The sequence below is a fragment of the Opitutia bacterium genome (genome assembly GCA_016217545.1).
GTDB lineage: Bacteria > Verrucomicrobiota > Verrucomicrobiia > Opitutales > Opitutaceae > Didemnitutus.
On record JACRHT010000016.1, the window covers coordinates 521,265 to 546,688 of the forward strand.

The 25,424-nt window shown below is 64.2% G+C and carries 10 protein-coding genes; 2 read left to right on the plus strand and 8 right to left on the minus strand.

The features are described 5' to 3' along the window. Positions 1-60: 60 nt before the first annotated feature. From HZA32_14640 to HZA32_14660, 5 genes are all read right to left on the minus strand, one after another. Positions 61-396, minus strand: coding sequence for a helix-turn-helix domain-containing protein (locus tag HZA32_14640; GenBank protein ID MBI5425313.1), 336 nt, complete (start codon positions 394-396; stop codon positions 61-63). A 100-nt stretch (positions 397-496) separates the two neighbouring features. Next, a complete protein-coding gene (locus HZA32_14645) occupies positions 497-859 on the minus strand; it encodes a hypothetical protein (protein MBI5425314.1) in 363 nt (120 codons plus the stop codon). A gap of 11 nt (positions 860-870) precedes the next feature. After that, on the minus strand, positions 871-11,811 hold the full coding sequence (locus HZA32_14650; protein ID MBI5425315.1) for a VCBS repeat-containing protein: 10,941 nt from the start codon (positions 11,809-11,811) through the stop codon (positions 871-873). Between the two features lie 279 nt (positions 11,812-12,090). Further along, positions 12,091-13,716, minus strand: a complete 1,626-nt coding sequence (locus tag HZA32_14655) for a rhamnogalacturonan acetylesterase (protein MBI5425316.1) — start codon at positions 13,714-13,716, stop codon at positions 12,091-12,093. Continuing rightward, on the minus strand, positions 13,713-16,334 hold the full coding sequence (locus HZA32_14660) for a DUF4982 domain-containing protein (protein ID MBI5425317.1): 2,622 nt from the start codon (positions 16,332-16,334) through the stop codon (positions 13,713-13,715). The genes HZA32_14655 and HZA32_14660 overlap by 4 nt, the downstream gene beginning before the upstream one ends. A gap of 47 nt (positions 16,335-16,381) precedes the next feature. Between HZA32_14660 and HZA32_14665 the strand changes: the two genes are divergently transcribed. Further along, on the plus strand, positions 16,382-17,074 hold the full coding sequence (locus HZA32_14665; protein ID MBI5425318.1) for a hypothetical protein: 693 nt from the start codon (positions 16,382-16,384) through the stop codon (positions 17,072-17,074). Here the strand turns inward: HZA32_14665 and HZA32_14670 are convergent. The 3 genes from HZA32_14670 to HZA32_14680 form a co-directional block, all read right to left on the minus strand. After that, positions 17,040-18,014: a glycoside hydrolase family 43 protein gene (locus HZA32_14670; protein MBI5425319.1), complete on the minus strand. Its 975-nt coding sequence runs from the start codon at positions 18,012-18,014 to the stop codon at positions 17,040-17,042. The two genes, HZA32_14665 and HZA32_14670, sit on opposite strands and share 35 nt — an antisense overlap. A 73-nt stretch (positions 18,015-18,087) precedes the next feature. Beyond that, positions 18,088-20,112 (minus strand): tetratricopeptide repeat protein, encoded by a 2,025-nt coding sequence (locus tag HZA32_14675; GenBank protein ID MBI5425320.1) that lies wholly within the window; start codon positions 20,110-20,112, stop codon positions 18,088-18,090. Positions 20,113-20,233: 121 nt separating this feature from the next. After that, positions 20,234-24,055: a TonB-dependent receptor plug domain-containing protein gene (locus HZA32_14680; protein MBI5425321.1), complete on the minus strand. Its 3,822-nt coding sequence runs from the start codon at positions 24,053-24,055 to the stop codon at positions 20,234-20,236. Positions 24,056-24,328: 273 nt separating this feature from the next. On the opposite strand from HZA32_14680, the gene HZA32_14685 reads away from it, so the two are divergent. Continuing rightward, positions 24,329-25,414 (plus strand): Gfo/Idh/MocA family oxidoreductase, encoded by a 1,086-nt coding sequence (locus HZA32_14685; protein ID MBI5425322.1) that lies wholly within the window; start codon positions 24,329-24,331, stop codon positions 25,412-25,414. Positions 25,415-25,424: the final 10 nt, after the last annotated feature.

The following is a 25,424-nucleotide window of genomic DNA, read 5'->3' on the forward strand; positions in this document are numbered from 1 at the left end:
CTCGAAAAGTCGGGGCCGGTCACGCGGGGTAGACGCCGGGGCGGCGGCGGCGCTTCACGCTCAGGCCGTGGCGGCGCAAGATCTCGCCGATCGTGCTGCACGCCGGCGGGCCTCCACCCCGTGCTTCTTCCCCAGCAAATCCTGGAGCTTCTTCGGTCCCCACGTGCGATGGAGCCGACGCTCCGCCAAGATCAGCCGCTCGATCGCGGCAGCGGTGCGCTGCGGGCAACGGTGCGGCCGGTGGCTGCGCACAGCCAGCGCCTTCCAGCCGCCGAGCGCATAACGCTCCAGATGCTTGTAGGCCGTTTTGCGGCTGATGTGGAACTGCGCGCACAGCTCCGTGATCGTGAAACGATCCGTCTGCGCCAGGCTCACGAAGCGGATGATCTCTTCCATCGGGGTCACGGTTCTCCACGGCATAGTGCCGCAAAGTGTAACCCATCACCCCGGTCTATCTGTCACCTATCTCGCCGGATCGAACCTTGGCTCGGCTTTGTTAATCGCGTTTTCGGAAGACGGTCGTTGAACCAGAATCGGCGTCCTCACGAAAAATCTGACCCTGCTCAAAGCGCCATTTATACAACGTTGTAACGGAGAGATACGCCTTACTGTTGGAAGACCCTATCAACCGAATCTCACCGTTCTTGCTCACTGAGTAGGTGAGCCGCAGATTAAGCATTCGCGGCTCCTTTTCTCCGAAGACGCGAGAGAGCACTTTCATTTCCAAGGTGTCACGCGCAACAAGGATGGACTGCTCGCCTCCTGAGTCCAGATACGTGCCGACCGGTGGAAGATCACGGCTCACGCAGGCACTGGTCAGAAGACAGAAGCCCAAGCAAAGGAGGACTAGGGATTTCATGGGTGAGGAGGTTACCACGCATCACTTGGGTTGCCAGCGTATCCACCGCCTCCTTTCCCGTGTGGATCGGGATCACCAGGGCCGGGAATGCGATTTCCCCATTTGACCGCATTATCCCAACCTTCCACTCCGGGATAAACATAGCCGACGGTCATGCCGAACATGTTAGCCACGATATCCATCACCGAATCGATGGCATGGTTCACAGTGCCTTGGGCACTTTGCTCTGCGGAGAAAGAACCCCAATCAAAGGGTGTTTCGTGGTAGATGCCCCCGAGCGCAATGATGGGGGCACCGATCAACCCCAACTTTTGGGCGGCGTAGGCATTTGATCCAGCATGCCACGCATGCATGCCGTTATCAGCAGGGCTTGGGGTTTGAGCCCATGCTTTTTGCTGCGACTCGGCCACGCCCTTATTGAGTTCGCCTGACAGAACTCCACCGGTCTTTCCCTTCCCCCATGCACCGAAGTTGAGCATATCACGCCAAGCTTTGCCGTAATTCTCGCCGATCACGCGATCGATGACGACCTTTCCGGCGACACCCACGCCCTTCGCCATAGCTGAAGGACTCAACTGCGAGCGCGACGGCGGCGAGCCGAGCGCGTAGAAAGTCGCCGCCGCAACCGCTCCGTTGGCAAACTTTCCGCCGCCGAGTTCGGACGCAGTGCCGCCAACGAGCGCCTGGATAATCATCCCAGCGAACCAATTTTGTTTTGCTGCGGCGCTTATCGACGGCCCCATCGCGCCAGTCGCTAGACCGGCAATGAACCCGTGCCGGAACTCGCCACCAGTAGCTTCAGAGACAGCTCCTTGCGCTGCGCCGTGGGCGAGCATTTTTCCGAGCCCGCCGATGCCGCTAGCGTTGATTCCGAAAGTTATCCCGCCCGTGACTGCGCCTATTGCACCACCGATCAAGCCGGCCTTGAAGGCATCGCCGATACTCCCTCCATTGAGTAACGAGCCTGCAAATCCTGATCCGAAGCCGAACCCTGCTCCCGCTGTCACGGCGGCAGCAAATCCGGCCCAGCCGGTGCCGAAACTCATCGTGGCTACCATGCCCATCCCCGCCCACAGACTACTTGCTGCGCCGATGGCGACTAACCCGGCACCGGCAGTCACGACGCCTACAACGACGATGGCGACGATCTTGAGCGCATCCTTGAGCTTAAAGTAACCGCTGGGATCGGTGTGACTGAGCGGGTTGTTGTTAACGTAGCTATACCTGTTGTAGCTCTGCGAATCGTAAGCCCCATCGATGTAGGGATCCGCGCTGAGGAACCTTCCCAGCACCGGGTCGTAGACCCGCCCGTTCATGTGGATGAGACCGAGGTCGTCGAGTTGCTCGTGGTCGGTGTAGCCGCGGGTGAAGCCGCCGCTGGCGGTCGTGCCGGTGCTGGCGTTGGTCGTGATGACGCCGTTGGTCGAGGGCGCCACGCGCTTGCCCCACGCGTCGAAGGCGAAGCGTTTCACGATGGCGCCGGCCTCGTTAGTGACGGCGGTGATCGAGCCGAGGCCGTCGGTGTGGAACCAGCGGGTGTCGCTGGTCATGTTCGAGCGTTGCGTGACGACGGCGACGCGGCCGGTGGGCGTGAAGATGTAGTGCTTGTCCTCGGTGATCGCGCCGGAGCCGGTGGGCGTGAAGCGCTCGAAGAGCGCGCCGATGTAGGTCGTCGTGCCGAGATTGGAGGTCTGTTTCACGCGTTCGTGGCCGGCGCCGAAGGCGAACTCGCTGAACTTGCCGCCGGTCATGTCGGCGCGGAGCAGTTGGTTGAAGGACGTCCACGTGATCGTGCGTCCGCCGCCGGAGGTCATGTTGCCGTTGTCATCGTAGCCGTAGCTCTGGGAGCCGAGGGCGCCGCCGGAGACGGCGGTGACGGCGTGCGGGCGGGATGAGCCGTAGGTGTAGGTCGTGGCGGCGTCGGACTTCGACGTGATGTTGCCTTGCGCGTCGTAGGTGACGCTGACGGTGGCCTGCGCGGTGCCGCTGATGCTCAGGGTGTGCGTGAGCAGGCGGTCGAGACCGTCGTATGCGAACGTCTCGCTGCGCGCGGTGGGGCCGTCGGAGCGTGTGAGGACGTTGCCGACCTGGTCGTAGGTATACTGGAGATACTGGATGCTGTAGGGCGCGGCGGTCTCGGTGCCGCGGCCGATCGCGGCGGTGCGCAGGCGACCGGTGGCGGCGGAGTAGAAACGGTCGTTGGCGAGGCCGTTGCCGTAGAGCTCACCGTTGACGCGCCCGGCGGAGTCGTAGCTGTCGGCCATCCAGTAGATGAAGCCTTGGAGCTGGCTGTTGGCTTTGCCGTTGTCGGAGGCGAGGTATTGGCGGACCTCCTTGAGGTAGCCGAACTGGTTGTAGACGTTGCGCGTGCGGAACTGCGTCGGGTAGATCGTCGTCGCGGGGCGGCCGGCGCTGTCGTAGGTCTGGGTGACGAAGTAGCGCGACTCGGTGCCGGAGAACGGCGAGCCGGGGACGGTGCGCCACGTGGTGGAGGGGCGGCCGAGGCTGTCGTAGTCGTAGGTCTCGGTGTAGCCGCCGGGGGCGGTGACGCTGGCGAGCTTGCCGCGCCAAGCCGACGTGCCGGGGCGGGTGGCGGAATCGTAGTTCCACGTGGTGGTGCCTTCCGGCTCGACGCGGCTGTTCATGCGCCCGAGGGCGTCGTAGCTGAGCGTGACGATCTGACCCTTGGCGTCTTTCTGCCAAATGAGTTCGCCGAAGCCGTTATAGCGGTAATGCCACGTGCCCATGTCCGGATCGACCATGGAGGTCTTCCGCCCGCGAATGTCGTAGGTGAGCGTGGTGATGGCGCCGGCGGCGTTCGTGGAGAGGAGATTGCCGATGGCGTCGTAACTATAGGTGACGGTGGTGGCAGGGGCGCTGCCGGCCGCGTTCTTGTTGCGGGTGTTCGAGAGGGTCCATCCCTGCGAATTTTTCACCGTCTCGCTGACGCGGCCTTTCGGGTCGGTCGCGGTCGTGGTGAAGTTGCTGTAGGCGTAGGTGGTGGTCTGCGTGCCGTTCTCATCGTCCGGGGTGGTGACGGTGAGCGGGCGATCGAGCAGGTCGTAGGTCGTGGACGTCCAGTGGATCGTCGAACCGTTGTTGAAATACGGCACAGAGGATCCGCTCACGTGGCCCAGCGAGTCATAGGTCGTCTGCTGGTAGACGATCTTGCCATCGCCGTTGATGGCCTGGGACCAGCGCGCGCGGCCGTATTTGTCGTAGATCACGCGAGCGGGCGCGGTGCCGGTGGATTCGGTCTCGGCGCAATAGGTCGCGTCGGCGAGGTAGCCGCTGACCCATTTGTAGGTGGTGATCGTCTGAGTGCCGTCGGCGCGAACCTCGAGCAGCTTGCGGCCGAAGCCGTCGTAGGACCAGTCGGTAGGGAGATCGTTCGCGCCGGTCATCGATTTCAGGACACCGAGCGACTGGTCGTAATTCGTGTAGTTCTCCTGGTGGCCAAGGGCGTTCTTGGTCCAAACCGGGAAGCGCCCGTTGGAGTCGTAAGCGGTCTCGGTCGTGCGCCACGTGGGCCCGCCGAGCACGTAGTTGCCGCTGGAGTCGACCGAGCGGTCGGTGTTGATCACCCAGACCTTCGTCTTGTTGCCGAAGGAATCGTAGTCGTATTGGGTGGTGACGCCGTAGGTGAAGTCGCCGGGCTGCACGGACTCGGTCTTGAGCAATCCATCGGCATCGTAGGTGAACGAGGACGCGCGGGTGACCGCCGTGTAGCCCGAAGGTCCAGTGGACGTCACCGTCGCAGTGTCGAGCCGGCCGAGGATCCAGCGGGTGGTATCCGCAGTGAGGTAGGTGCTGGTCGTCGTCTTGGTGAAGCCATCTGACGTGCCGACGGTGATAGTGCCAACGTTGCCGTAGTCATCGGGCACTCCGCTGGTGGTCGTCGTGGTAAGGTAGTTGCTTTGGGTGCCGACGTCGTAGGTCTTCTGCACCACGGTCGTAGCGTAGAGGAGCCGGGTCGGATACGCCGCACCGGTGTTAAGCTGCTTCTCGGCCCAGGTCGTTGTCGACTCGCTGAGCAGCGGGCCGGCGTCGTTGACACGGGTGACCTTGGCGTAGCTCGCTTGGCCGACGAACGGGTAGTCCTGACGGAACGTCGTGATCGTGCGGACGTCAGTGGTGTTGTTCTTAATTTTCATCCGGCCGAAGCCGAGGCTGCCGCGGTCGCGGTGCGTGCGCAGGTTGGCGTAGCTGTATTCGAAGTTGTGCCAGACACCGCCGCCGGCCTCGTGGCTGACCACGCTCACCACATACATGGGCCCGATCACGTTGAGAACCTTCGCGCGTTCCGTGGTGTCGGGGTAGGTATCGGCCAAGTCGTCGTTGTTCGCCGCCTTGGTATAGACGGCGGGGTTCATCAGGGAGTCGTAGGTGATGTTGGCCACTACACCGAGGCCGTTGCTGACGCTGCTCATCCGATCCGCGGTGGGGCGCGCTTTGTTGATCTGCGCGCTCCCGAAGGTGGAATTGTCGGAGTGACGGCGATACCAAAGCACGTCGACCACGCCGTCGCCATTGAGGTCGACGAAGTCCGCGCCGACTTGAGCGACACCGGCATTGGTCGTGCCTTGCAGCAGCAGATACGGGAGGCCCGCAGGATGGCCGGTGCCGGCCCACGCCCAGCCATGGCCATTGCCAAACTGCACCTCGCGCTGGACGGGCTCGGTGCCGGTGAACTGCCGGCAGGTCAGCAAGTCCGCGATGCCGTCGGCGTTGACGTCGATGAAAGCAGAGCCGGCATTGAAAGCACCGTCGCGCGACAGGGGCGATGGAGGAGCGAAGGCGTCAAAATACCCCGTGCTTTGCACGAACTGCGTGCCGGTGTTGATGGCCACGCCGCGCCGCATGCCGCCAGATATCTCTCGATACCACACGACGTCGGGCAATCCGTCGCCATTGACGTCGGCGAACTCGGAACCAGCGGCCTTTTGCTCTGAGCTATCCAAAATCTCGGGGGGCTGGAACGAAGGGGCGGAAGTCCATCCGCTACCGGTGTTGAGCCATGCCTGCGTGAGGTGGATGCCGTCGGCCGCGAGGAAATGCGCCGCGATATCGACGAGACCGTCGCCGTTGAGATCGATGAAGCGCGGGCGATAGTTGCCGAGGTTGTCGTCGCTGGTGGGAATCGCGATCGAGCTGTAACCCGCATCGAACGTCCAGCCGTTGCCATTATTGAGGTAAACCCAGACCTTGTAGCCCGCAGTCCCAAAGAACGCGACGAAGTCAACGCGACCGTCGCCGTTGACGTCCAGGAATCGGCCGCTGCGATGTCCGAAGGTGTCGCGCGCGATCGGCGCGGGCAGCGCCCATTGCGGCGCCGCTTGCCAATCCACGCCGGTGTTGAGGACAGCGCCGCTGCCCTGGTTCCTGCCGCCGGAAGCTTGTTTGCTCCAGACGAAATCGATCAGCCCATCGCCGTTGAGATCGACGAAACGGCTGCCTTGATCGTCCGCTTCGTCTTGGTTGGCGAGACGGAACGGAAGCAGGAAACCGGAGGCATCGACCCAGCCGGAACCGGTATTGCGCTTGGCGTAGTTCGCCCAAACGGTGCCGCTGCTGTTCTCGCGCTTGGCCACAAAGTCGACGCGCCCGTCGCCGTCGAGATCGACAAAGCCGGAACCCGCCGGCTTCCCGCCATTGGCGTTGTCCGCCAGGAAATAGGGGGGCAGGAAGTTATTAACCTCCTGCCATCCCGAATCGTTTTCGTTGTAGCTGAAATTGAGCGGAGGGTAAGCTTTCCCATCCGCGCCCGCCTCGGTAATCGACGCGAGCAGTGAACGGCCGGTGAATTGGCGCTCGAGATAGTCGAGCGTGTAGGTGCGCGCGACAGATTCGCCGAAGCAGGACTTGATGCGCTTCAAACGCACGAGGTTCGAGACCGGCGAACCGGCGATGTAGCCTGACGACCAATCGGACCGGTTCTCATATTCGAAGCGCACGGAGGCGTAGGGTGTCACCGAGCCGTTGCCCGTGTAGTTGATTTGTGCGAGTCGATGCACGCCATTCGCCGCGTCTTCGGTATACACGAAGGTCATGTAATTGCCCTTCGTGTCGCTGATCCGGCTCACATTCCACGACATCACCTCGGACTTGCCCCAAGCGTCGAAGGCGGAGTCGTCCGAGTTGCCGAATTCGATGATCAGTCCCGCTTTGGTCCACACCTTGAAGTAGGCCGGACCGGTGCCGCGACTGCCGTAAGAGACGATCTTGGATATGGAGTCGAGTTCGGTCCGATACTCCGTATTGGCGTAACCGTAGGTTCCGCTAATCGCGAGCAGTCGCTGGCCGTCCAAATAGAAACGATCATCGGCGGTCAAGGTGACGCCCTTGTTGCGCCCATCGATCATCTTGGTCTGCGGCCCCCGCGTGATCGCCGAAACGCCGCCCAGCGACCAGCCAAAGCCGGCGATGCCCACGCCCGCCTGGCTGGAATAGTTCAGGCTCACCTGCGGCTGCATGCCTGCCGTGCCCGGTGTAACCCAGATCGGCACTGAATACGTCAGCGCCCCGGATTTATCGACGTTGAGATCGCCCTTGGTGGCTCCAACGGCAACCGAGGGGCGCGCGTCGGCGATATCCCATCCGCCAGGAATAGTGTTACCAAGCGTGCTGGTGCCGGCGTCGTAAACATTGGGATTTTTGCCTAGATTGGACTCGGCGACATTGGTGAAGCCATCACCGTCCCCGTCCACGAACGCATCGGACGCGCTCTTCGGATTCAGCCCGTTATCCTCCTCCCACCCGTTCAACATGCCATCGCCATCGAAATCCCCGAGGGGGTTGAGGCGGGTGCGGACCGACTGTGTGTTTGTCCACGCGGACCAGTTACCCGCCGCGTCGCGCGCGCGCACTCGCGCAACATATTCCGTGTCCTGCAGCAGTCCCGTGAAGGCCGCGGTCGTGCCAGGCGCGCCAATTGACAAAGTCTGCAGCGGTTGATTCGGCTGGTCTGCCCGCGCAATACTCGCTTCGTAACCGGTGACGCCTACGTTGTCGGTCGACGCATTCCATGACAGCGTGAATCCGGTATCAGTTCGCCCGCTGACAGGCGAGGCGGTGTATGCCGGAAGCGTCGGGGCGGTGGTGTCGACCACCGTAATCGTCAACAGCGGTGTCGCAGACTCGAAGAACGGGTCGCCCGGGACGCCATCTTCGACCATCTTCCACTGGTAAACATACTGCCCGGGGGTCTGCGGGATCGGGAAAGTGAAATTGAAAGTCGCGGTATCGTTGTCGCCGGGGAACGACTGTGGATCGACTTGCGCTTCGGTCATTTCGCGAGTGAGACCGGCCGTGCCACCCCAAACAGTGGGCTGCGGCCCGATGGCGCGCAGGCGATGGGGCGTGTTGAATTGAGCATCGACCTTCTGCCACGGCTTGCTTCCCGTATTGCGCATCTTGATCACGGCAGTGCCCACGCCGCCCGCGTCGCCGGAACCGAGCGTTAACGTCGAGCCCGTGATCTCTTGGCCGTTGATCGTCTGGCTGACAAAATTAGCCGCATTGGTATTACCGTAGACCCATACCGTGAGCGAGTCGCCCGGATGTGAGTTGACGCCGTCGTGTCCGAAGGAATTGAAGTCCCAACGTCCCGGAGTCTGTATGGTTATCGTCGCCTGCTTGGTGCTGTTGAACGGATTGCTGGGCGTATGGTTGCCCATGACCACCCATTGGGCGTCGATCGGATTGGCTCCGGTCACTTGCTGATAGCGAAGGGTGTGATCGACGAGGCCTCCTTCAGTGTCCTGCAGCGTGGACGTGAAGGTGATCGGGTTTTCCGACCACAGCACGTAGTGCTGGTAGGTCGAATTGTAGGATAGCGTCGGCCCGCTCAGAGAGAGAACCAACCGCGAGGGCGTCGAGTTGGGAGTGTGATAACGGATCACAACAATACCCGAACCACCGTTGCCGCCCTTTCCTTCAAAATTTCCGCCGCCACCTCCGCCAGAGCCGGTATTCGCCGCGGCGTTGCCGCCATTGCTGCCACCTGAGCCGCCGGCGCCGGCACCCGCGCCGCCGCCCGCACCGCCCGCGAACCCGCCACCGCCACCGCCACCAAACGTGCCGGCCCACGTAGCCAGCGCGGCACCACCGGTGACGCCATTGCCCGGCCCGCCGGCACCGCCACCGCCTCCGCCATTGACGGTGTCTCCCGTGCTGGAACGATTGCCGGAATAGCCCTGACCACTGGTGCCATCGCCACCTTGGTCCGGGGTGGGATAGCTCGAGCCACCGCCAGAGCCGCCGCTGCCGGCCGGATTGCCGCCAGCTCCGCCGCCGATAGCCCACAGATTGAAGACATTCGAATTTCCGCCGGCCAAACCATTGTAACCGGTGCTGAAGGCGTTATAGCCCGTATTACCGGAGCCACCGAATCCAACCAACACGGTGTAGGATCCGGGAGAAACGCTCACCGTGTTCGCAACTACGACGCCACCCGCGCCACCACCGCCGGCGTGCTGGGTCGCGCCGCCGCCACCACCGGCGACCACCACCGCATCGACAACGATCGGTGAGTTGACGGTGAATGTTCCGTTCCCCGTGAACGTGTGGATGGTGTAGCCACCGCTGGTTGTGACCGTTCCGCCGCTTGCGGCATTCGGATTGGCAATCGTCAGGGTTCCGGTGGCGGAGCCCTGGAAGTTGGAGTCATTCACCGTCGCCACGACCGCATAGAAACCCGCCGCACTCGGAACCGTGGATCCTCCATCGTAGGTCACCACGACAGGAAGCCCGCTCGGGTTGGTCGTGACCGTGACGCTTCGCGGCGAGCCGTTCGCAGTTTGGTTGAGGTTGCTCAAAGACACTGTGGCAGCGCCTTGCCCAATCACCAATGTTCCCGTAGCCGATCCCTGATAGTTGGCATCGTTGATTGTTGCGGAAACTGAATAGGAGCCACGCGCCGTCGGAGGAGTTGAGCTTCCGTTGTAGGTGACCGAAACGGGCAAGCCTGCCGGTGAAGTGCTGGCGACGACCGAAATCGGCGAACCCGTGTAGCCCTGATTCAAGCCGCCCAGCGAGATTGTCGCGGCCGCCTTGTTGATGGTCCACGAGATCGCGCCTGATGTGCCCGTATACAAGCCGCTCGCGTTCGCGGTGACCGAGTAGGTGCCGGCGTTGGTCGCCGTTGCGGTGCCCGTCGTAGTGAAAGTCGCCGCTGCGGGCGTCGGTGTGATCGTCGGGCCCTGCGCGGCCCCCGTGTAGGTGAAGGCGGTCGGGGTGACGGAGAACGTCGTGGCGATCGGCGTCGCGACCGTAATTGTGGCGGTGGCGGTGTTCGACGGGTTGTAATTTGCATCCCCCGGACTGCTCACGGTCACCGTGTAGGTGCCGGCGGTCGGGAAAGTCACGGACTTGCTCGCACCGCTGCCGGTCGCACCGGACGAGCCCCCCCACGAGTAGCCCCCGACCCCGCCGCCGCTGGCCGTGAAGTTCACGGTGGCGCCGGTCGCGACAGTCTGCGACGCGGGCGAAATCGTGACGGTGCTCTGATTCGCCTTCCCGACAGTCCATACCGCGTCCACCGTCGCGGCATTGTAGTTGCCGTCGCCCGCGTAGCTCGCGCGCACGGTGTAGCTCCCACCTGCCGCCAACGCCGTCCCAGCCGCAACTGTGCCGGACCCACCCGCGACGATCGAATAAGTCGGCGTGCCTGTCGGAGCGGCGACGGCGCCCGAATACGGGTTCGAAAATACCGCGTTCAAGTCCGAGGCCTGCACCGAATAGGTGGCGCCGCCGGGACTGAATGAGCGTCCACCAAACGTGCCCGTCGGCGTCGCCTTGGCGATTGTCACCGTGGCGGCGGGGGTATTTACGGCCGCGCCCGCCGCATCGATCACGCCAAGACTCACCGAAAGACTACCCGTAGCCACGGCATGGCGATACACGACACTCCCGCTCACCGCCCCCCCCCCGGAGGACGTAGCGATGGCATTGCCCGAGCTATATTGTCCGTTCCCGGCGACGATGGTCCCGTTCGCCAGCACCCAATTCCACTGGGACAGGCCGGCGCTTGTGATCCAGAGATTCGCGTAGGCTAAATTGTTGTCCGGATCCGATCCCGAATAGGTAAAGGTGATGGTCTGCCCGAATTGGACGGACGTGGAGGAAGGCGTGAGCACCGGCACGCTGGGCGCTCGGTTGGCCACCGAAATTGTCGCTATCTTGGCGGGCGGAGACTGCCACGCTCCCCAAGAACCGCCCCAGTCGATGGCATTGTTCGCGTAGTCCACGTCGCCGGAAGCGCCGCCGCGGAAGGCAATTCTCGTGCGCACCAAAATCGTGCTGCCCACTCCACCTGCGGTTATCGTCGCTGTCCGGGTCGCAGATGTGCCGACGTTTGCGTCATAACAAAACCCAGTCCAGCTTGCGCCTCCGTTTGTGGAGTATTCCGCATGGAAGAAGCCGATCTGCTCTCCGTCGCTCGCCGTTGTTGAGGCCGTTACGGGCACGGAGAAAGTCTGGCCCGCATTTACAGTCGATGGTGCGCTGATCGTCAACGCGCGGTTCGGAACAACTGGGACATTGACGTTCAAAACATACGATTGGGTCCAGTCGTAGTTCTCACCTTCGACGATCACGCGAAACGGACCGCTGAATCCGCTGATCGTCTTCGACATTGTCTGAGGGGGCCGCCACTCCCAGGTGCCATCGCCGGTCCAATAGGACTGCGGTTGGTCCTGCGGCACCGCCCACCAACCGGGCACATCAGCCAATGCCAACGCGCCATTGAAAGTATAGCGCATATAGGTGTGGTCGCCGGATATTCCGGTCGGATCGCAAACGACGTTCGCCGTCGTGGTGCCGGCAGGCAGCGTAATCGAGTAACTACGCCCACCGTTGTAGGTGGCAGATACACCGTTGACCGTCCACGAAAGTCCAAGCGCTTTCACGCAGGATACAATCGCAAGGAGGATGAGAGCGAGACGTTTGCTCATGAGGAAAGACAACTAACGATACGCTTGTTTTTGGCCGTCGAGATGCGTCTGCACGCCACTGTTATAGATCTCCCATGCGAGGAGGTATTTTTGGCCCAAAATACCGCCTGAGCGCATCTAAGAATCGTCCGTCGCTTGGCGACGAACACAATGACCGCACAAACTGTCGCGGAAGCGAACAGCCTGACGCCGCGAGGTCAAGCCACGCTCGCTAAGGGTGACTCCTTATTCCGAATTTTGAGAGATATTTCGCAGGAAACTACTGCGGCAGGAAAACCCTCAGTCTCGCTCGGGATGGTATTTCCTTAGGGCCGCATCAGCGTCGGCCCAGCGCGCAATTTCTCCGGCGACAATAGTGGCGTTCAACTCGGCGCCGGCGCGGCTGGTGTGCGTGTGCTCGTCGGCGAATAACGCGTTGGCGCCAATTTCGCGCAGCTCGTCGTAACGGACGGCGACGAGCTCGTTGAGATCAATGCAGCGGACGTTCTCCTGCTGCGCGACGTCGCGCGCCCACTTCGCGTAGCTGTCGTTACTGCGGACAATCTTTCCGTCTTTCCACGTCTTGCGCGGAACGAGCGTGCAGACGATCGGTGTCGCGCCGACGGCCTTCGCGTCGCGGATGTAGCGTCGCAGGTAGGAACCGTAGGTGCCGACGGTCTCGCGCTCATGCGTGAGCTGGTTGTCGATCGTCTCCGTCTCCTCGCCGATTCCCTTGATCGTGCCGCGAGCGCGCGTCGTGTCGTTAAGCGGGCCGTTGTCGTTATGGCCAAACTGCATCAGCACGACGTCGCCGCGCTTCAGCAATGTCAGCGCGCGCTCCCAATGCCCCTGCGTCAGGAACGTGCGGCTGCTGAGTCCGCCGATGGCGCGGTTGACGACGTTGATCTTGCCGGAATCGAAATGCTCCGCGAGCGGCTCGCCCCAGCCCCATTGCCCGCCGGCACCGTCGCCGCGTCCGTTGCGGACGGTCGAATCGCCGATGAGGAGCAGCGTCGGGAGTTTCGCATCGCGCGGCTCGGGAAGATTCAGCCAACCGATCGGGTCGGGCTTGATCGCGGCGCCTGCGGGCGAAAGCCAGCGAGCGAAGTTCGCTTCCTTCGCCTTCAATCCGGCGAGGCCAGCCACGACCTGCTGGGCCACGGCATCGGCGCCAGCGGCGTTGGTGTGCGTGTGATCCGTCGGGAAAAACGCCTTCACACGTTCTTCGCCGAGCTTCTGAAACGCGTCGGCGACAAGCCGGCTGACGTCCACAAACCACACGCCTTTCGCCTGCGCGAGCTCGCGCGTCCAGTCGCGATGCGGGCCACCGCGCTCGATTTTTCCGTCCGCCCACTGACTGCGCACGGTGCGCGAAAGGAGAACCGGCGTGGCGCCCTTGGCGCGGACGTCGCTAATCATTTCGCGCAGGTAGCTGCCGAAGGTTCGCACGGTCTCGGGCTGCTGGGTGAGAACGTTCACGATGTCCTGCGTCTCCGAACCGAGGCCGGGCAACGAGCCGCGCGAGCGCATTTTTTCGCGGGGCATCGACGGGTCCTCGTTCACCGGGCTGCTGTCGTTGTGCCCGAATTGGATGAGCACCCAGTCGCCGGGCTTCACATCCGCGAGGAGCTTGGCCCACCACCCTTGCGTGATGAACGTCCGCGAACTGCGGCCGCCGAGCGCACGGTTCGACAGGTTCACCTTCGAAAGGTCGAGGTATTTCGCGAACTCCACGGCCCATCCCTGTTGCGGTGCCTTGGCGCGCGCGGCGGTGGAATCGCCGGCGACGAAGATCGTCGGCAGAGCCGGATCGAGCTTGCCGGGATTTTCCGGCGGGGCGTCCGACAGGCCGGCCGGAGGAAGCGTCTGCGCCGACGCGAGGACGATTGAACTCATGGCGAGAAGAACGAATGCGGCGAGTTTCATTGGGCGACGACTTCGATTTGTCCGCTGGCGAGACCTTCGGAAGTGGCGACGATCTTGATGGCACCGCCGGTGCCGGAGCGAGGCCGGACAACAATGAGCGCAAGTCCGTTGAAGGCCGCGCGCTCGGGGCTTTGAAACGAGACGTGGCTGGTCGCGTCGCCGTTGTCGGTCGCGACCAGATCGGCCGGTCCTTCGACGGAGAATCTCAAAAGCGGTTTCGCACGCGGCACGATGTCGCCGCGCGCGTCGATAATTTCGGCGGTCACGAAAACCAAGTCCTGACCATCGGCGCGGAGCGACGTGCGATCCGCCTTCAGGCGCACGGCTGCGGCCGGTCCGGTCGTGCGCACCACGGCATCGGCCCAGGGCTGTCCGTTCTTGTAGGTGACGACTTTCAACTCGCCGGGCTGATACTTCACGTCGTCCCAGCGGAACCGGTATTCGAACGCGCCGCGCTTCTTCCGTCCGAGCGACTGACCGTTGAGAAAGAGTTCGGCTTCGTCGCCGGAACTGTAGACGTGCACCGGCGTCACCTGCCCCACGCGCTCCGGCCAGTTCCAGTGCGGCAGGATGTGCGCCATGCGAAGGTCGGGCCGCCAGCGAGATTGATAGAGATAGTAGCGGTCCTTCGGAAAACCCGCGAGGTCCACGATGCCGAAGTAGCTGCTGCGCGACGGCACGTGGATTTTGCCGAGTTCTGCCAACTCCTTCGCGGCGCGCTCGCGCGCGGCCGGATCGGCGAAGTTGAGCAGGCTCGTGGCGTCGGCGTTGAACGGCGTCGGCTCTCCGAGATAGTCGAAGCCAGTCCACACGAACTCGCCCAACACGCCCGGATTCTCGTCGAGACCCTTCCACTCGACATCGGGCGGGAACGCCCAGCGCGGCGCGGAGAGGTCGTAGCTGCTCACTTGGAAGTCCGAGCGCCCCTCGGCCTTGTCGTCCGACACCGGGAAGAAATACTCGCCTCGCGAGCTGACAGTCGACGCGGTCTCGGAGCCCATGAGCACGACGTTCGGGTAGCGGGCCCGGACCTTCGCGTAATCGTCCGGCTTGTAGTTGTAGCCGACCACGTCGAGCACGTCCTGAAAGCCCATGTAGGGCGCGTTCACGTTGTGCAGGCCCATCACGACGGGGCGCGTGCGGTCTTCCTCGCGCACGATCGCGGCGAGATGCGCGGCCAGCTTCCAACCGTCGGCCTCGAAGATTTCCCGCACCTCGTTGCCGATGCTCCATTGCACGACGCACGGGTGGTTGCGGTCGCGACGCACCATGGCGCGCAGGTCCTTCTCGTGCCAGTCGTCGAAGACGCGACTGTAGTCGTCGCGCTTCTTGCCGAGGCGCCAGGCATCGAACGCCTCGACCATCACGACGAAACCCATCCGGTCGCACAACTCGAGCAACTCGGGCGCCGGCGGGTTGTGGCTCGTGCGGATCGCGTTGCACCCCATCGCTTGAAGAATCTCGAGCTGCCGCTCCAAGGCGCGCACGTTGATCGCGGTGCCGAGCGCTCCGAGGTCGTGGTGGTTGCAGACGCCGCGGAGGACCACGGGCTCGCCGTTCAGGAGAAAGCCCTTCTCCGGCGAAACGGCGATCGAGCGAATGCCAAACGTCGTGCGCACCACGTCGATCGCTTTGCCGTCGCGCGACACGCGGATCTCGGCGACGTAACGGTTGCGCTCGTGGAGACTCCAGAGTTTCGGCCCGGCCACCGTGAGCGAATGAGCGACGTTGGCCTGCCGCCCGGCGGGAATGCGCGCCGCCTGCACAGCGCTCTCGGCCACCGGTTCGCCCACGGCACGCCCCTCGGCGTCCGCCGCGAAGATCCGCACGCTGGCCTGCACCTCGGCCGGCTCCGCGGTGAAATTGTCCAGCGTAACCGCGACATGCACCAACGCCGATTGCGCGCGCACTTCCGGCGTAGTCACGACGACGCCCCAACGCGCCACGGACACGTTGCCGGTCTTCGTCAGCCAGACATTGCGGTAGATCCCCGCGCCCGGATACCAGCGCGACGACTCGCGCGGGTTGTCGAGGCGCACAGCGAGCGTGTTCTCGGCGCCGGGTTTGACGAAGCGCGTGAGGTCGACGCGCCACGACGTGTAACCGTAGGGCCAGCCGCCGACGAACTCCCCGTTGCACCACACGAGCGCGTAGGACATCGCGCCATCGAGGTCGAAGTGGATGCGCCGGCCCGCGTCGCTCGCTGGCAGGTTGAATTTCTTCCGATACCAGCCGACGCCCGCGTAGGGGAGTTTTCCGGTGTCGCCCGAAAGCTCCTGTTGGAATGGTCCCTCGATTGCCCAGTCGTGCGGCAACGTCACGGTGCGCCACGCGTGGTCGTCGAACTCCGGCCGCGTGTATGAAATGGGGCGGCCGCCCGGCGCGCCGTCGCCGCGCACGCGCGGTGTCGGCAGGTAGTTGAGCAACTCGTCGCCCGTCGGCAGCACCCACGGGCGCACGCGCTCGTAGTCGAGCGACGCTCCGATGTCGGGTTGATCGCCGCGCGTGAATTTCCATCCGTCGTTGAACGGCAGACGCTCGCGAGGCGACTCGGCGGCGGCGGTGAACGCTCCCGTCGACAGCGTGGCGGCAAGGAGGAGACAGCGGGCAAGTTTCATGGGAAAAACGGTTCGCGTCGGCGCCGATGCGCGCTTTCGCTGCAGGGGTGAGAATTCGCCGGCTGGTTTCGTTGCTGCTGTTGCTCGCGACGCTCGCTCGCGGCGCCGAGCGCGTGGTGCTCGCGGACGACTTCGCGCACGGACTTTCGCTCTGGAGCGTCGAGCAGATGCCCGGCGGGCGCGTCTTCACCGAGGACGGGCGACTCGTGATCGACGATGCCGCCGGCTGCACCGTGTGGTTTCGCGAGAAGCTCCGGGCACCGGTGACGATCCGCTATCGCGCGACGGTCAGCGCGCGCAGCCGCGTGTCGGACTTGAACTGTTTTTGGATGGCCAGCGATCCGGGGCATCCGGAGCCGTTGTGGGAGAACGCCGCGCGGCGCACCGGCAAATTCGAGGACTACGATCGTCTCGCGACCTACTACGTCGGGTGCGGCGGCAATGAGAACACGACCACGCGGTTCCGCCGCTACGATGGCAAAGGCGCGAAACCGTTGTTGCCCGAGCACGACCGGCGCGATCGCGGCTCGCTGCTGGAAGCCGATCGCACCTACTCGATAGAGATCAACGTCACGGCCGAGGGGCGCGTGCGCTGGAGCCGCGACGGCGTGGTGGTGTTCGACTTCACCGATCCGCAACCGCTGCGCGAAGGCTGGTTTGGGCTGCGAACGGTGCATAGCCGGATCGAGATCGCGGGCTTCCAAGTTACGGCGCCAGTTTCAACGGTTGCAGCGCCCTGACGATCTCGCGCGGCACCGCGATCACCGTGCCATGACGCGGACGTTGCGGGGTGCCTTCATCGGGCAGGCGCAGCTGGCGAGTCGCGTCCTCCCAATGCTCGAGATCATGCGAGCGCAGGACGCCGTAGTGTTTTTCGATGTAGGCTTCGAAATAGAGCAGATACTCGCCGCCGACGCGCACCACCGACGGCCCTTCGGTCCAGAGCTTCGCCGGCGAGAACGGTTTCGAAACGCGCGTGAAGGGCCCGCGCGCGCTCGGGCCGGTCGCGTGCAAGAGATTTTTCGCCGGGTGCGGGTAGCGCGTCTCGTCCTTGAAAAACAGATGCCAGTCGCGCCCGGACTTCAGCAGCGTCGCGTCGATTGCACTGAAACCAAAATCGAACAGGACGCGCGCCGGCGTGAAGGTCGCGAAGTCCTTCGTCGCGGTGTAGTAGATGCGGTGGTTGAGGCCGTCCTCGGAACTCTCGGCTCCCGCCGAGAAGCATCCCGGAATCGTCGTCGCCCACAGGATCAGAAACTCGGCGGCGTCCGGGTCCCAGACGATCTCAGGAGCCCAGCAATTTCGGGCGGCGGATTCCCGCGCCATCACGGGAATTTCCCGCGGCGTGCTCCAGTGGATGAAGTCCTTCGTGGATGCGTAGCCGATGCCGCGTTCCCACCAGCCGGAAGCCCACACGACGTGAAACGTGCCATCCGGGCCGCGGGCGACCGAGGGATCGCGCATGAGCTTCTCCTTCGCGCCGATCGTGGGCCGCAGCACGCTGGCTCCGTCCGCGAGTTTCTCCCACCGGAATCCGTCGTTGCTCCAGGCGAGGTGCAAGCCGTCGGCTCCGTTCTGCGTGAAGTAGGCAAAGAGCAGCACGTCGGACTCCTCGCCGCGCGCCGCGACGAGCGCGGAAAACGCGAAACAGCAAACCAAGGCGAAACGGCGCGATATCATCGGCGAAGGCGGTTAAGGGGAGCGGCTGGCTGGCGGCGCGACAATCGCCGCGAGGGCGGACAGTTCAACGCGATCAAGGCGACGCGAGCATCGAGCGGGCGATGCCGAGATTGGCGCGCACAGCTGCGTCGGTCGGCCGGGATTTCAGGATGAGTTCGTATTCGGCGATCGCCTCGGGAAAACGGCGCAGCGCGAGGTAGCAATTGGCGAGGTTGTTGCGCGCCTGATAGTGCCCGGGCTCCGCCGCGAGCGCGGCGCGAAACGCGTCGATGGCTTCGGCAAAGCGGCCTTGCCGCGCGATGAGATTGCCGAGCGCGACCGATGCCGCCGCGTAGGCCGGCCGGGTGCGCAGCGCGACGCGCAACTCCCGTTCGGCGGTCGCGGCGTCGCCGGAGCGCTCGCGAATGCGCGCATAGTAGAAATGTGTTTCAGGCAAGTCGGGCGGCTCGACGAGCGCCTGCTCGATGAGCGGAGCGGCCTCGGCCGCACGACCGAGCTGGATCAACAGACCCGCGAGGCTGACGCGAATGTCGTTCGCGGGCTGCGGGGCGAGAGCGGCGCGCAGTTGCGCCACCGCGTCCTCCACCCTGCCCTGCCGCTCGAGCACCTGCGCCAGGTTCACGCGCGCGTCGACGTAACTGGGATCGGCCGACACGGCGGCCGCAAAACGCGTCTGCGCATCGGCGAGCGCGCCGGTCGACATCGCCATCAGGCCGAGCTGAAACTGCGCGTAGGCGTGCGCCGGCTGCAACGCGACAGCCGCGAGGAATTCCTTCTCGGCCGCGGGACGCATGCCGTCGACCAGCAGCGCCAAACCGAGATTGTAGTGGGCGCGCGGATTCGTCGGGCAAACCGCCGTCGTGTCGGACCAGAGCGAGCGCGCGGTGCGGTAGGTTTCGTTGCGCGCGTGCGTGGCGAGGCCGAGCACGGTCGCGAGCGCGGCGGTGCCGGAGACCGCGACTCCGGCGGGCACCCGCCACCGCGCGAACACACGGGCGACGCCAGCGGAGAGCAGCAGCAGCGGCGCGGCGAGCGCGAGATACATGCGATGCTCGGCCACGGTCTGCGTCGCGATCGGGATGACGCTGGAAGTCGGTGCGAGCAGCAGGAAGAAGCAGAGGCCGGCCACCCCGGCGGCGGAGCGGCGGGCAAAGCTCCACGCGCTCACTGCGAGCAGCGTCAGCACAATCGCGCTTGTCGTGGCGAGCGTCGCCGCATCGGCGATCGTGAACATTCCGTAGTCGAACGCCTGTCCCACGGGCCAAAGCGCAAGACGAAGGTAATGCACCACGGCCCACGTTTGCGTGAGCCCATACGTGATGACGTCGACGCCCGCGCCGCTGCCGACCGATCCGCCGCGACCACGATTGGCCCACACGAGAACGGCGAGCACGAGCCACGAGGCGGCGAGGCTCGCGTAGAATCGCGCCCGGAGCCGCCTCGCGGCGCGGAAACTGCCGGCAAAGAAACTGCGGTCGAGCAACAGCACGAGCAGCGGTGCGACGGCGGCGGTTTCCTTGGTCGCGACGCCGGCCAAGCACGCGATGGCGGCCGCGACCTGCCATCGCTTCGCGCGCGCATCGCCGCGCACGGAGCGCAGAAAGCCGTAGACCGTCAGCAGTGTGAACAGCGCGGCGAGCGACTCGGCGCGTTGCACGACGTAGGTGACCGCGGCGGTTTGCAGCGGATGAAGCGTCCACAGCAGCGCAGTCGCGAGCGCGACGCCGCTCGTGACCGGCGGCAGGCGACGGAGCACGGCCCAGAGCGTGAGCGCCGCGAAGGCGTGAATCAGCCAGTTGAGGACGTGGTAGCTCCAGACATCCGGCCCGCTGACGGCGTGGTTGAGCGCGAAGGTGAAGTTGAGCAACGGGCGCCCGCTCACGGTTTCGCCGGCGGTGTGCGGCGGGTTGAGCCACGAGAGCGAGGCGAGTTCGCGGATGCTGCGGTTTTCGACGATGGACGGGATGTCGTCGAAGACGAAGGGAGCGCTCCAAGAGTTGGCCCAGGCGAGCGCGGTCGCGGCGAGGAGCAGCGTGAAGACGAGCGCAGGGCGCGAGTGCCATTCGGGGCGCAGGACCGGGGCGTCGGGTTTCTTCATGGGCGCACGAATGGGAATCGGTGGCGCGCCAGCATCCGCCGAGCGGGATGAGGGAACAACATGAAAAGCCCTCCGGGGTCACCGGAGGGCTGAAAGCTTCGACGTTGTTTTTCGGCTTCGCTCAGAAGTCGAACGTGGTCGTCAGGGTGAACTGGCGCGGGTCGATGATGCGGAACGAATACGGCGAACCGTCGTAGTTGACTGCGACCGGGCGGAGGCCGCCGTTCTCGAAGACGTTGGCGACGTTGAGCTGCACCTTGGCGCGGACCTTGTTGTTCCAGGTCGTGAAGCGATAGCTGACCCAGAGGTCGGTGTAGTAGTGCTCCTTGTCGTAGTAGGGCTTCGTGATGTCGGCGTAGTCGAGGACGGGCACGCCGTTGTAGAGGTTCACGCCGCTGGCCTTGCCGGCGTAGCCGATGACGGCCTTGTCTTCCCAGCGGAGGCTGCCGCCGACGCCGAGGCCCTTGAGCTTGCCGGAGCTGAACGAGTAGTTGCTGACCATCGACCAGCGGTATTTGCGCTGGCCTTGGACGGACTGGCCTTGGAGGTCGCGGTCGAGCGTGAGTTGCGGGACGACGACGCCGTTCCAGTTGGCTTCGGGATTGGCGAACGCGTTGGCTTGCTCGGGGAACAGCGCGCTGTTGTAGCCGAAGGAACTCCAGAAGTTCGTCAGGTTCACCTGGCGGCCGGTGCCGTCGCTCTTGGTCTGATAGGTCGCCATGCTCTGGTATTGCGGGAGCAAGTAGTCGCTCGCCTTGGCGGCCTTCCACACGGCCATGCGCTCGTCGGCCCACGGCGTGAACTCCTTGAGGACGCTGGCGTATTTGGTGTCCTGTTTGCCGAAGGTGAACTTCAGGGTCCAGTTGCGGGTCGGGTTGTAGCTGATTTCCGCTTCCAAGCCCTTGGCGTTGGCGTTGCGCGTGGCGCCGGTGGTGTAAGGCAGCGTGCTGTAATAGTCGTAGGGCAGCTTCCAGATCTTCGCGGCGGCGGCTTGGACTTCGGCTTCTTCCGCGGTGCTGAGGTTGGAGCCAAAGTTCGTGGAATCGACCGGGTTGTAGCGCGTGTCGCCCGGGTGGGTCGCCTGGAGATTGATCAGCGAGATCGTGCGCGCCCAGTTGCGGAACAGCGTCGTGTCGATGTTGCCCGACAGACGGCCGAACACGACGGGGGCGGAGATGTTCTCGTTGAGGTTCGAGGCGTCGAACCACGTGACGCGAGCGAAGAGCCGGTTGTCGAGGAGCGAGAACTGGATGCCGATGTCCTTGCCTTCGCCGACGGGCTTTTCGAGCTGCTTGCCGTAGAAGTCGCCGAGCGCGGAGGACGGCGGGTTGAAGTTGTCGGATTTGTTGAAGCTGATGCCGAAGTCGCGGACGAACTGCCAGAGCAGCGAGCCGTTGTCGGCCCGGCGATCGATGTTGGCCCAGCCTTGGAACGGACGGAGCACGGCGCCGAGGGTCTTGGTGCGGCCGGTGAGCTCGGCGTAGGGGCCCCAGCGATTGAAGAGGAAGTCGCGCTGGAAAACGCCGTTGACCCACTTCTGCGGGGCGGTGATGGCGTCGGCGACGATGTTGCCGGCGGAGTCCTTGACGGCGGGGAGACCGGTGTTGGTGACGCGCGCCTTGTATTTGTCCTCACGGAAACCGAAGGTCGCGATGAGGCGGTTGCCCCAGAGGTAGCTGGTCATGCCACCGCTCTTGGAATCGACGATGCGCTGGTTGCGGCCGGTGCCGGAATCGAAGTCGTCGAAGGCGGTGGTGACGCCGATCGGAATGAACGCGCTTTGATCGTAGTCGTAGGCGCGAATGGTGCCGCTGTAGTCGAGATAATCCCAGTAGCCGGCCGAGCGAGTGACGACGCCGTTCGGATCCGAGGGAGAAGCGAGGTAGTAGGTGCGGCGCAGCGAAGTGGTCTGGCGATTCCAGCCGGACGGGGTGCCGTCGGCATTGTTGTTCGGGTTGCGCAGGTAGCGATAGGCACCCGTCTGGCTCGTGCTCGACATGTATTCGAGGCGCTGGCGGATGGTCGTGGACATGTATTCGTCGCGCGACCACAGGCCGAGGATCTGGTGCTTGCCGAGCCATTTGGTCCAGCCGGCGTTGCGCGTGAAGTCCGGCGTCCACGCGAGCATCGCGCGATAGTGGTCGTCGAGCTCCGCGTTGTAGTAGGCGTCGGGATCCTGGTCCTCGAGGTAGGGCTTGCCGAAGTAAGGATTCGCGGAGCCGTCGGGGAGAGTCTTGTTGGTGTCGACGAACAGCGTGGCGACGTTGAGCTGGGCCACGGTGTAGTTCGTGCGCTGGCTCCAATCCTGGCGGAACCAGCCGGCGTTGACGTAGAGGTTCCACGGGAGTTCCTGCTCGAGCTCGACGTTGTAGTTCTTGTTGTTCGCGACGCCGAAGTTCATCGAGTTGATGTTCACGTTCGTCCAATCGTAGATCGATTTGTCCGTGACGCTCGGGTAGCGGTAGCTCGACGCGAGGATGCCGTTGCCCGCGGCGGTCCAGCCCGCGGACGAAGTGTAAGTGCGCGTGTAGTAATCCGACTGGGTCGGGTTCGCCCAAATCGTGGCCTCAGCGGGACCGACGCTGGGGTTGCCCGCCGGATTGCCGGCGACGCCGAAGTTCGGCAGATAGCGGTAATTGTAGGTCGGCTGGAACCAGCTCACGAGCTGGCCGTTCGCGATCTGCATGATGCTGCGGGACTGGTTGACCTCGCCGATGCCGGGGACGAACAGGATGTTTGGAGACGTCGTGCCGGCTTTCCAATTCGCGGGGACGCCCCAGTTCGTGTTACCGAAAATGCTGAGACCGTTGTAGAAGGTGAAGTTCGTGTCGGTGCCGTTGAAGGCCGTCGCAGAAGTGCCGCGCTTGGCGGGGTCGTAGCCGGGTTGGGCGCGCACGAAGTCGCGGAGCGCCTGCGCATAGGTGGTGTTCGCGGAATTGTTCACCATCATCGAGAGGACCTGGCCGGTCTTGAGGCTGTAGATCTTGTGCGACGGCGCGTCGTAATAGGGCTGGCCGGCGAGATTCCACTGCGTGACGTAATCGCGCGGCGTGAGGCTGTTCGGGCGATGGTTCTCGTTATCGTAGCTCTCGAAGTTCGCCCGAATCGTCGTCTTGCTGAAGGGCTTGAACGTGATCGCGCCGTAGTAGCGCTCGGTCTTGTCGAAGGACGGCTTGCGCTGGAATCGGCGGTCGTCGTAGAGCGCCGCGCCGTAGATGGCCAACTTGTCGTGGATGAGGCCTTGGTTGAAATTCAGCGAGCTGCGGAACGAACCGTATTGGTCGGTGCGGAACGCGACCTGCGTGGTGTTGCGGTTCAGCAAAGCCGACGCCGTGCTCTGATTCGCGATGCCGGCCGGGCTGCCGAGACCGAAGAGCATCGAGTTCGGGCCGCGGCTGATTTCGACCGACTGCGTGTTGTAGGCGTCGAACGGCACCGACGAAATCGCCGGGTAGTAGTTGATCGCCGCGCTCGGGGAACCGAGACCGCGCACGCGGTTCGCACCGGCGTTCGTGTAGGACGCGACGGCGTTGCCCTGCGTGCCGCCGGCGATGGTGTCGAGCACACCGTCATTGCGAAAACTCTGCGTGCCCGGCGTGTAGGTGAGCGAACCTTCCGTGTTCACCTCGTAGCGGAAGATGTCGTTGATGTCCGTCGACGCGGTGTCCTCCATCTGCTGCTTCGTGATGACGGAGATCGATGCGCCGAGGTCGGCGAGATTGGTGTTGAGGCGGCTGCCGGCGAGCGTGTTGGCCGCGAAATAGCCCTTGTCGTTGCTCGTCGTAACAGTGAACGGCGAGAGCACGACGGCCTCGTCTTCCTTGCGCGCAGTATCCTTCACCGTTTCCACCGGGATCGGCTTGCGGTTGTCGGGCTGCCGGTCGGCAGCGGCGGGCGCCGCTTGCTGTGCCATGCCCGACGGAGCGAGCAGGACGGCAATCACCGGCGCGAGGGAACGAACTCCGAAACGGAGCCTCGAGGGTAGGTTCAGCATAAGGGTGCGGGGTCGATTCGCTGGGGAAGCGAAGTGCTTGGGTCTGATCGCGCGTGAGGAGGGGTGCGCGAGGTGCGAGAGCTTCCTGCACCTGCCGCAAAAAACAGACAAATCAGGCGCGCCTCAGACAGTTCGAAATCGCCAGGCTCGCGCGCGAAAACCGAGCGGCGAAGATCACGCGACAGTTGCCGCCGCGCCCCGCGGCGCTTCTGCTTGCACGCGATGACCCGCTCCCCTGCCCCGTCCGATTTGCTCCCCGGAGAAAAGCCGCGCCCGGTCGTCGCGGGCGACGACTTCGTGTTCGCCGCGGCGCATCTCGATCACGGCCACATCTTCGGGCAATGCGAAGGCCTCGTCGCTGCCGGGGCGCAGCTGAAGTGGATCTACGATCCCGACGCGCAACGCGCCGCGGCTCTGCAAGCCCAACACCCGACAGCGCGGATCGCGCGCTCGCTCGACGAGATCCTCGAGGATGGTGCTGTCCGTCTCGTCGCCGCCGCGGCTGTGCCCTGCGAACGCGGCCCGCTCGGAGGCCGCGTGATGCGCGCCGGCAAGGACTACTTCACCGACAAGACGCCCTTCACGACGCTCGCGCAACTTGCCGACGCACGGCAGGTGGTCGCCGAGACCGGGCGCAAGTATGCGGTCTATTTCAGCGAGCGGCTCCACAACGAAGCCGCGATGCACGCGACGGATCTCATCGCGCGCGGCGCGATCGGCAAAGTTCTACAGGTGATCGGCCTCGGGCCGCATCGTCTCGGCAAGGCAGGGCGACCGGCTTGGTTTTTCGAAAAGGCGAAATACGGCGGCATCCTCTGCGACATCGGCTCACACCAGTTCGAGCAGTTCCTCACCTGGTCGGGAGCACGCACCGCCGAAGTGACACATGCTGCCGTCGCAAACCACGCGCATCCGGAAACGCCGGAACTCGAAGACTACGGCGAGGCCTCGCTCGCCGGCGACAACGGCGCGACGAACTTCGTGCGCGTCGACTGGTTCACTCCGGACGGCCTCGGCACCTGGGGCGACGGACGCAATTTCATCCTCGGCACGCGCGGCTACATCGAGCTGCGCAAATACATCGACGTCGCGCGCGACGCGGTGGGCAACCAAGTCTACCTCGTCGACGAGCGCGGGGAGCATCATCTCCCGGTCGACGGCAAGGTGGGCTATCGTTTCTTCGGTGAACTCACCCTCGACTGCCTGAACCGCACGGAGCGCGCGATGACGCAGGAGCACACGTTCGCCGCGGCCGAGCTTTGCCTGCGCGCGCAGGCCGTCGCGCGCCGACTGCCGACGGTGCGCTGAGCGAGGCGAA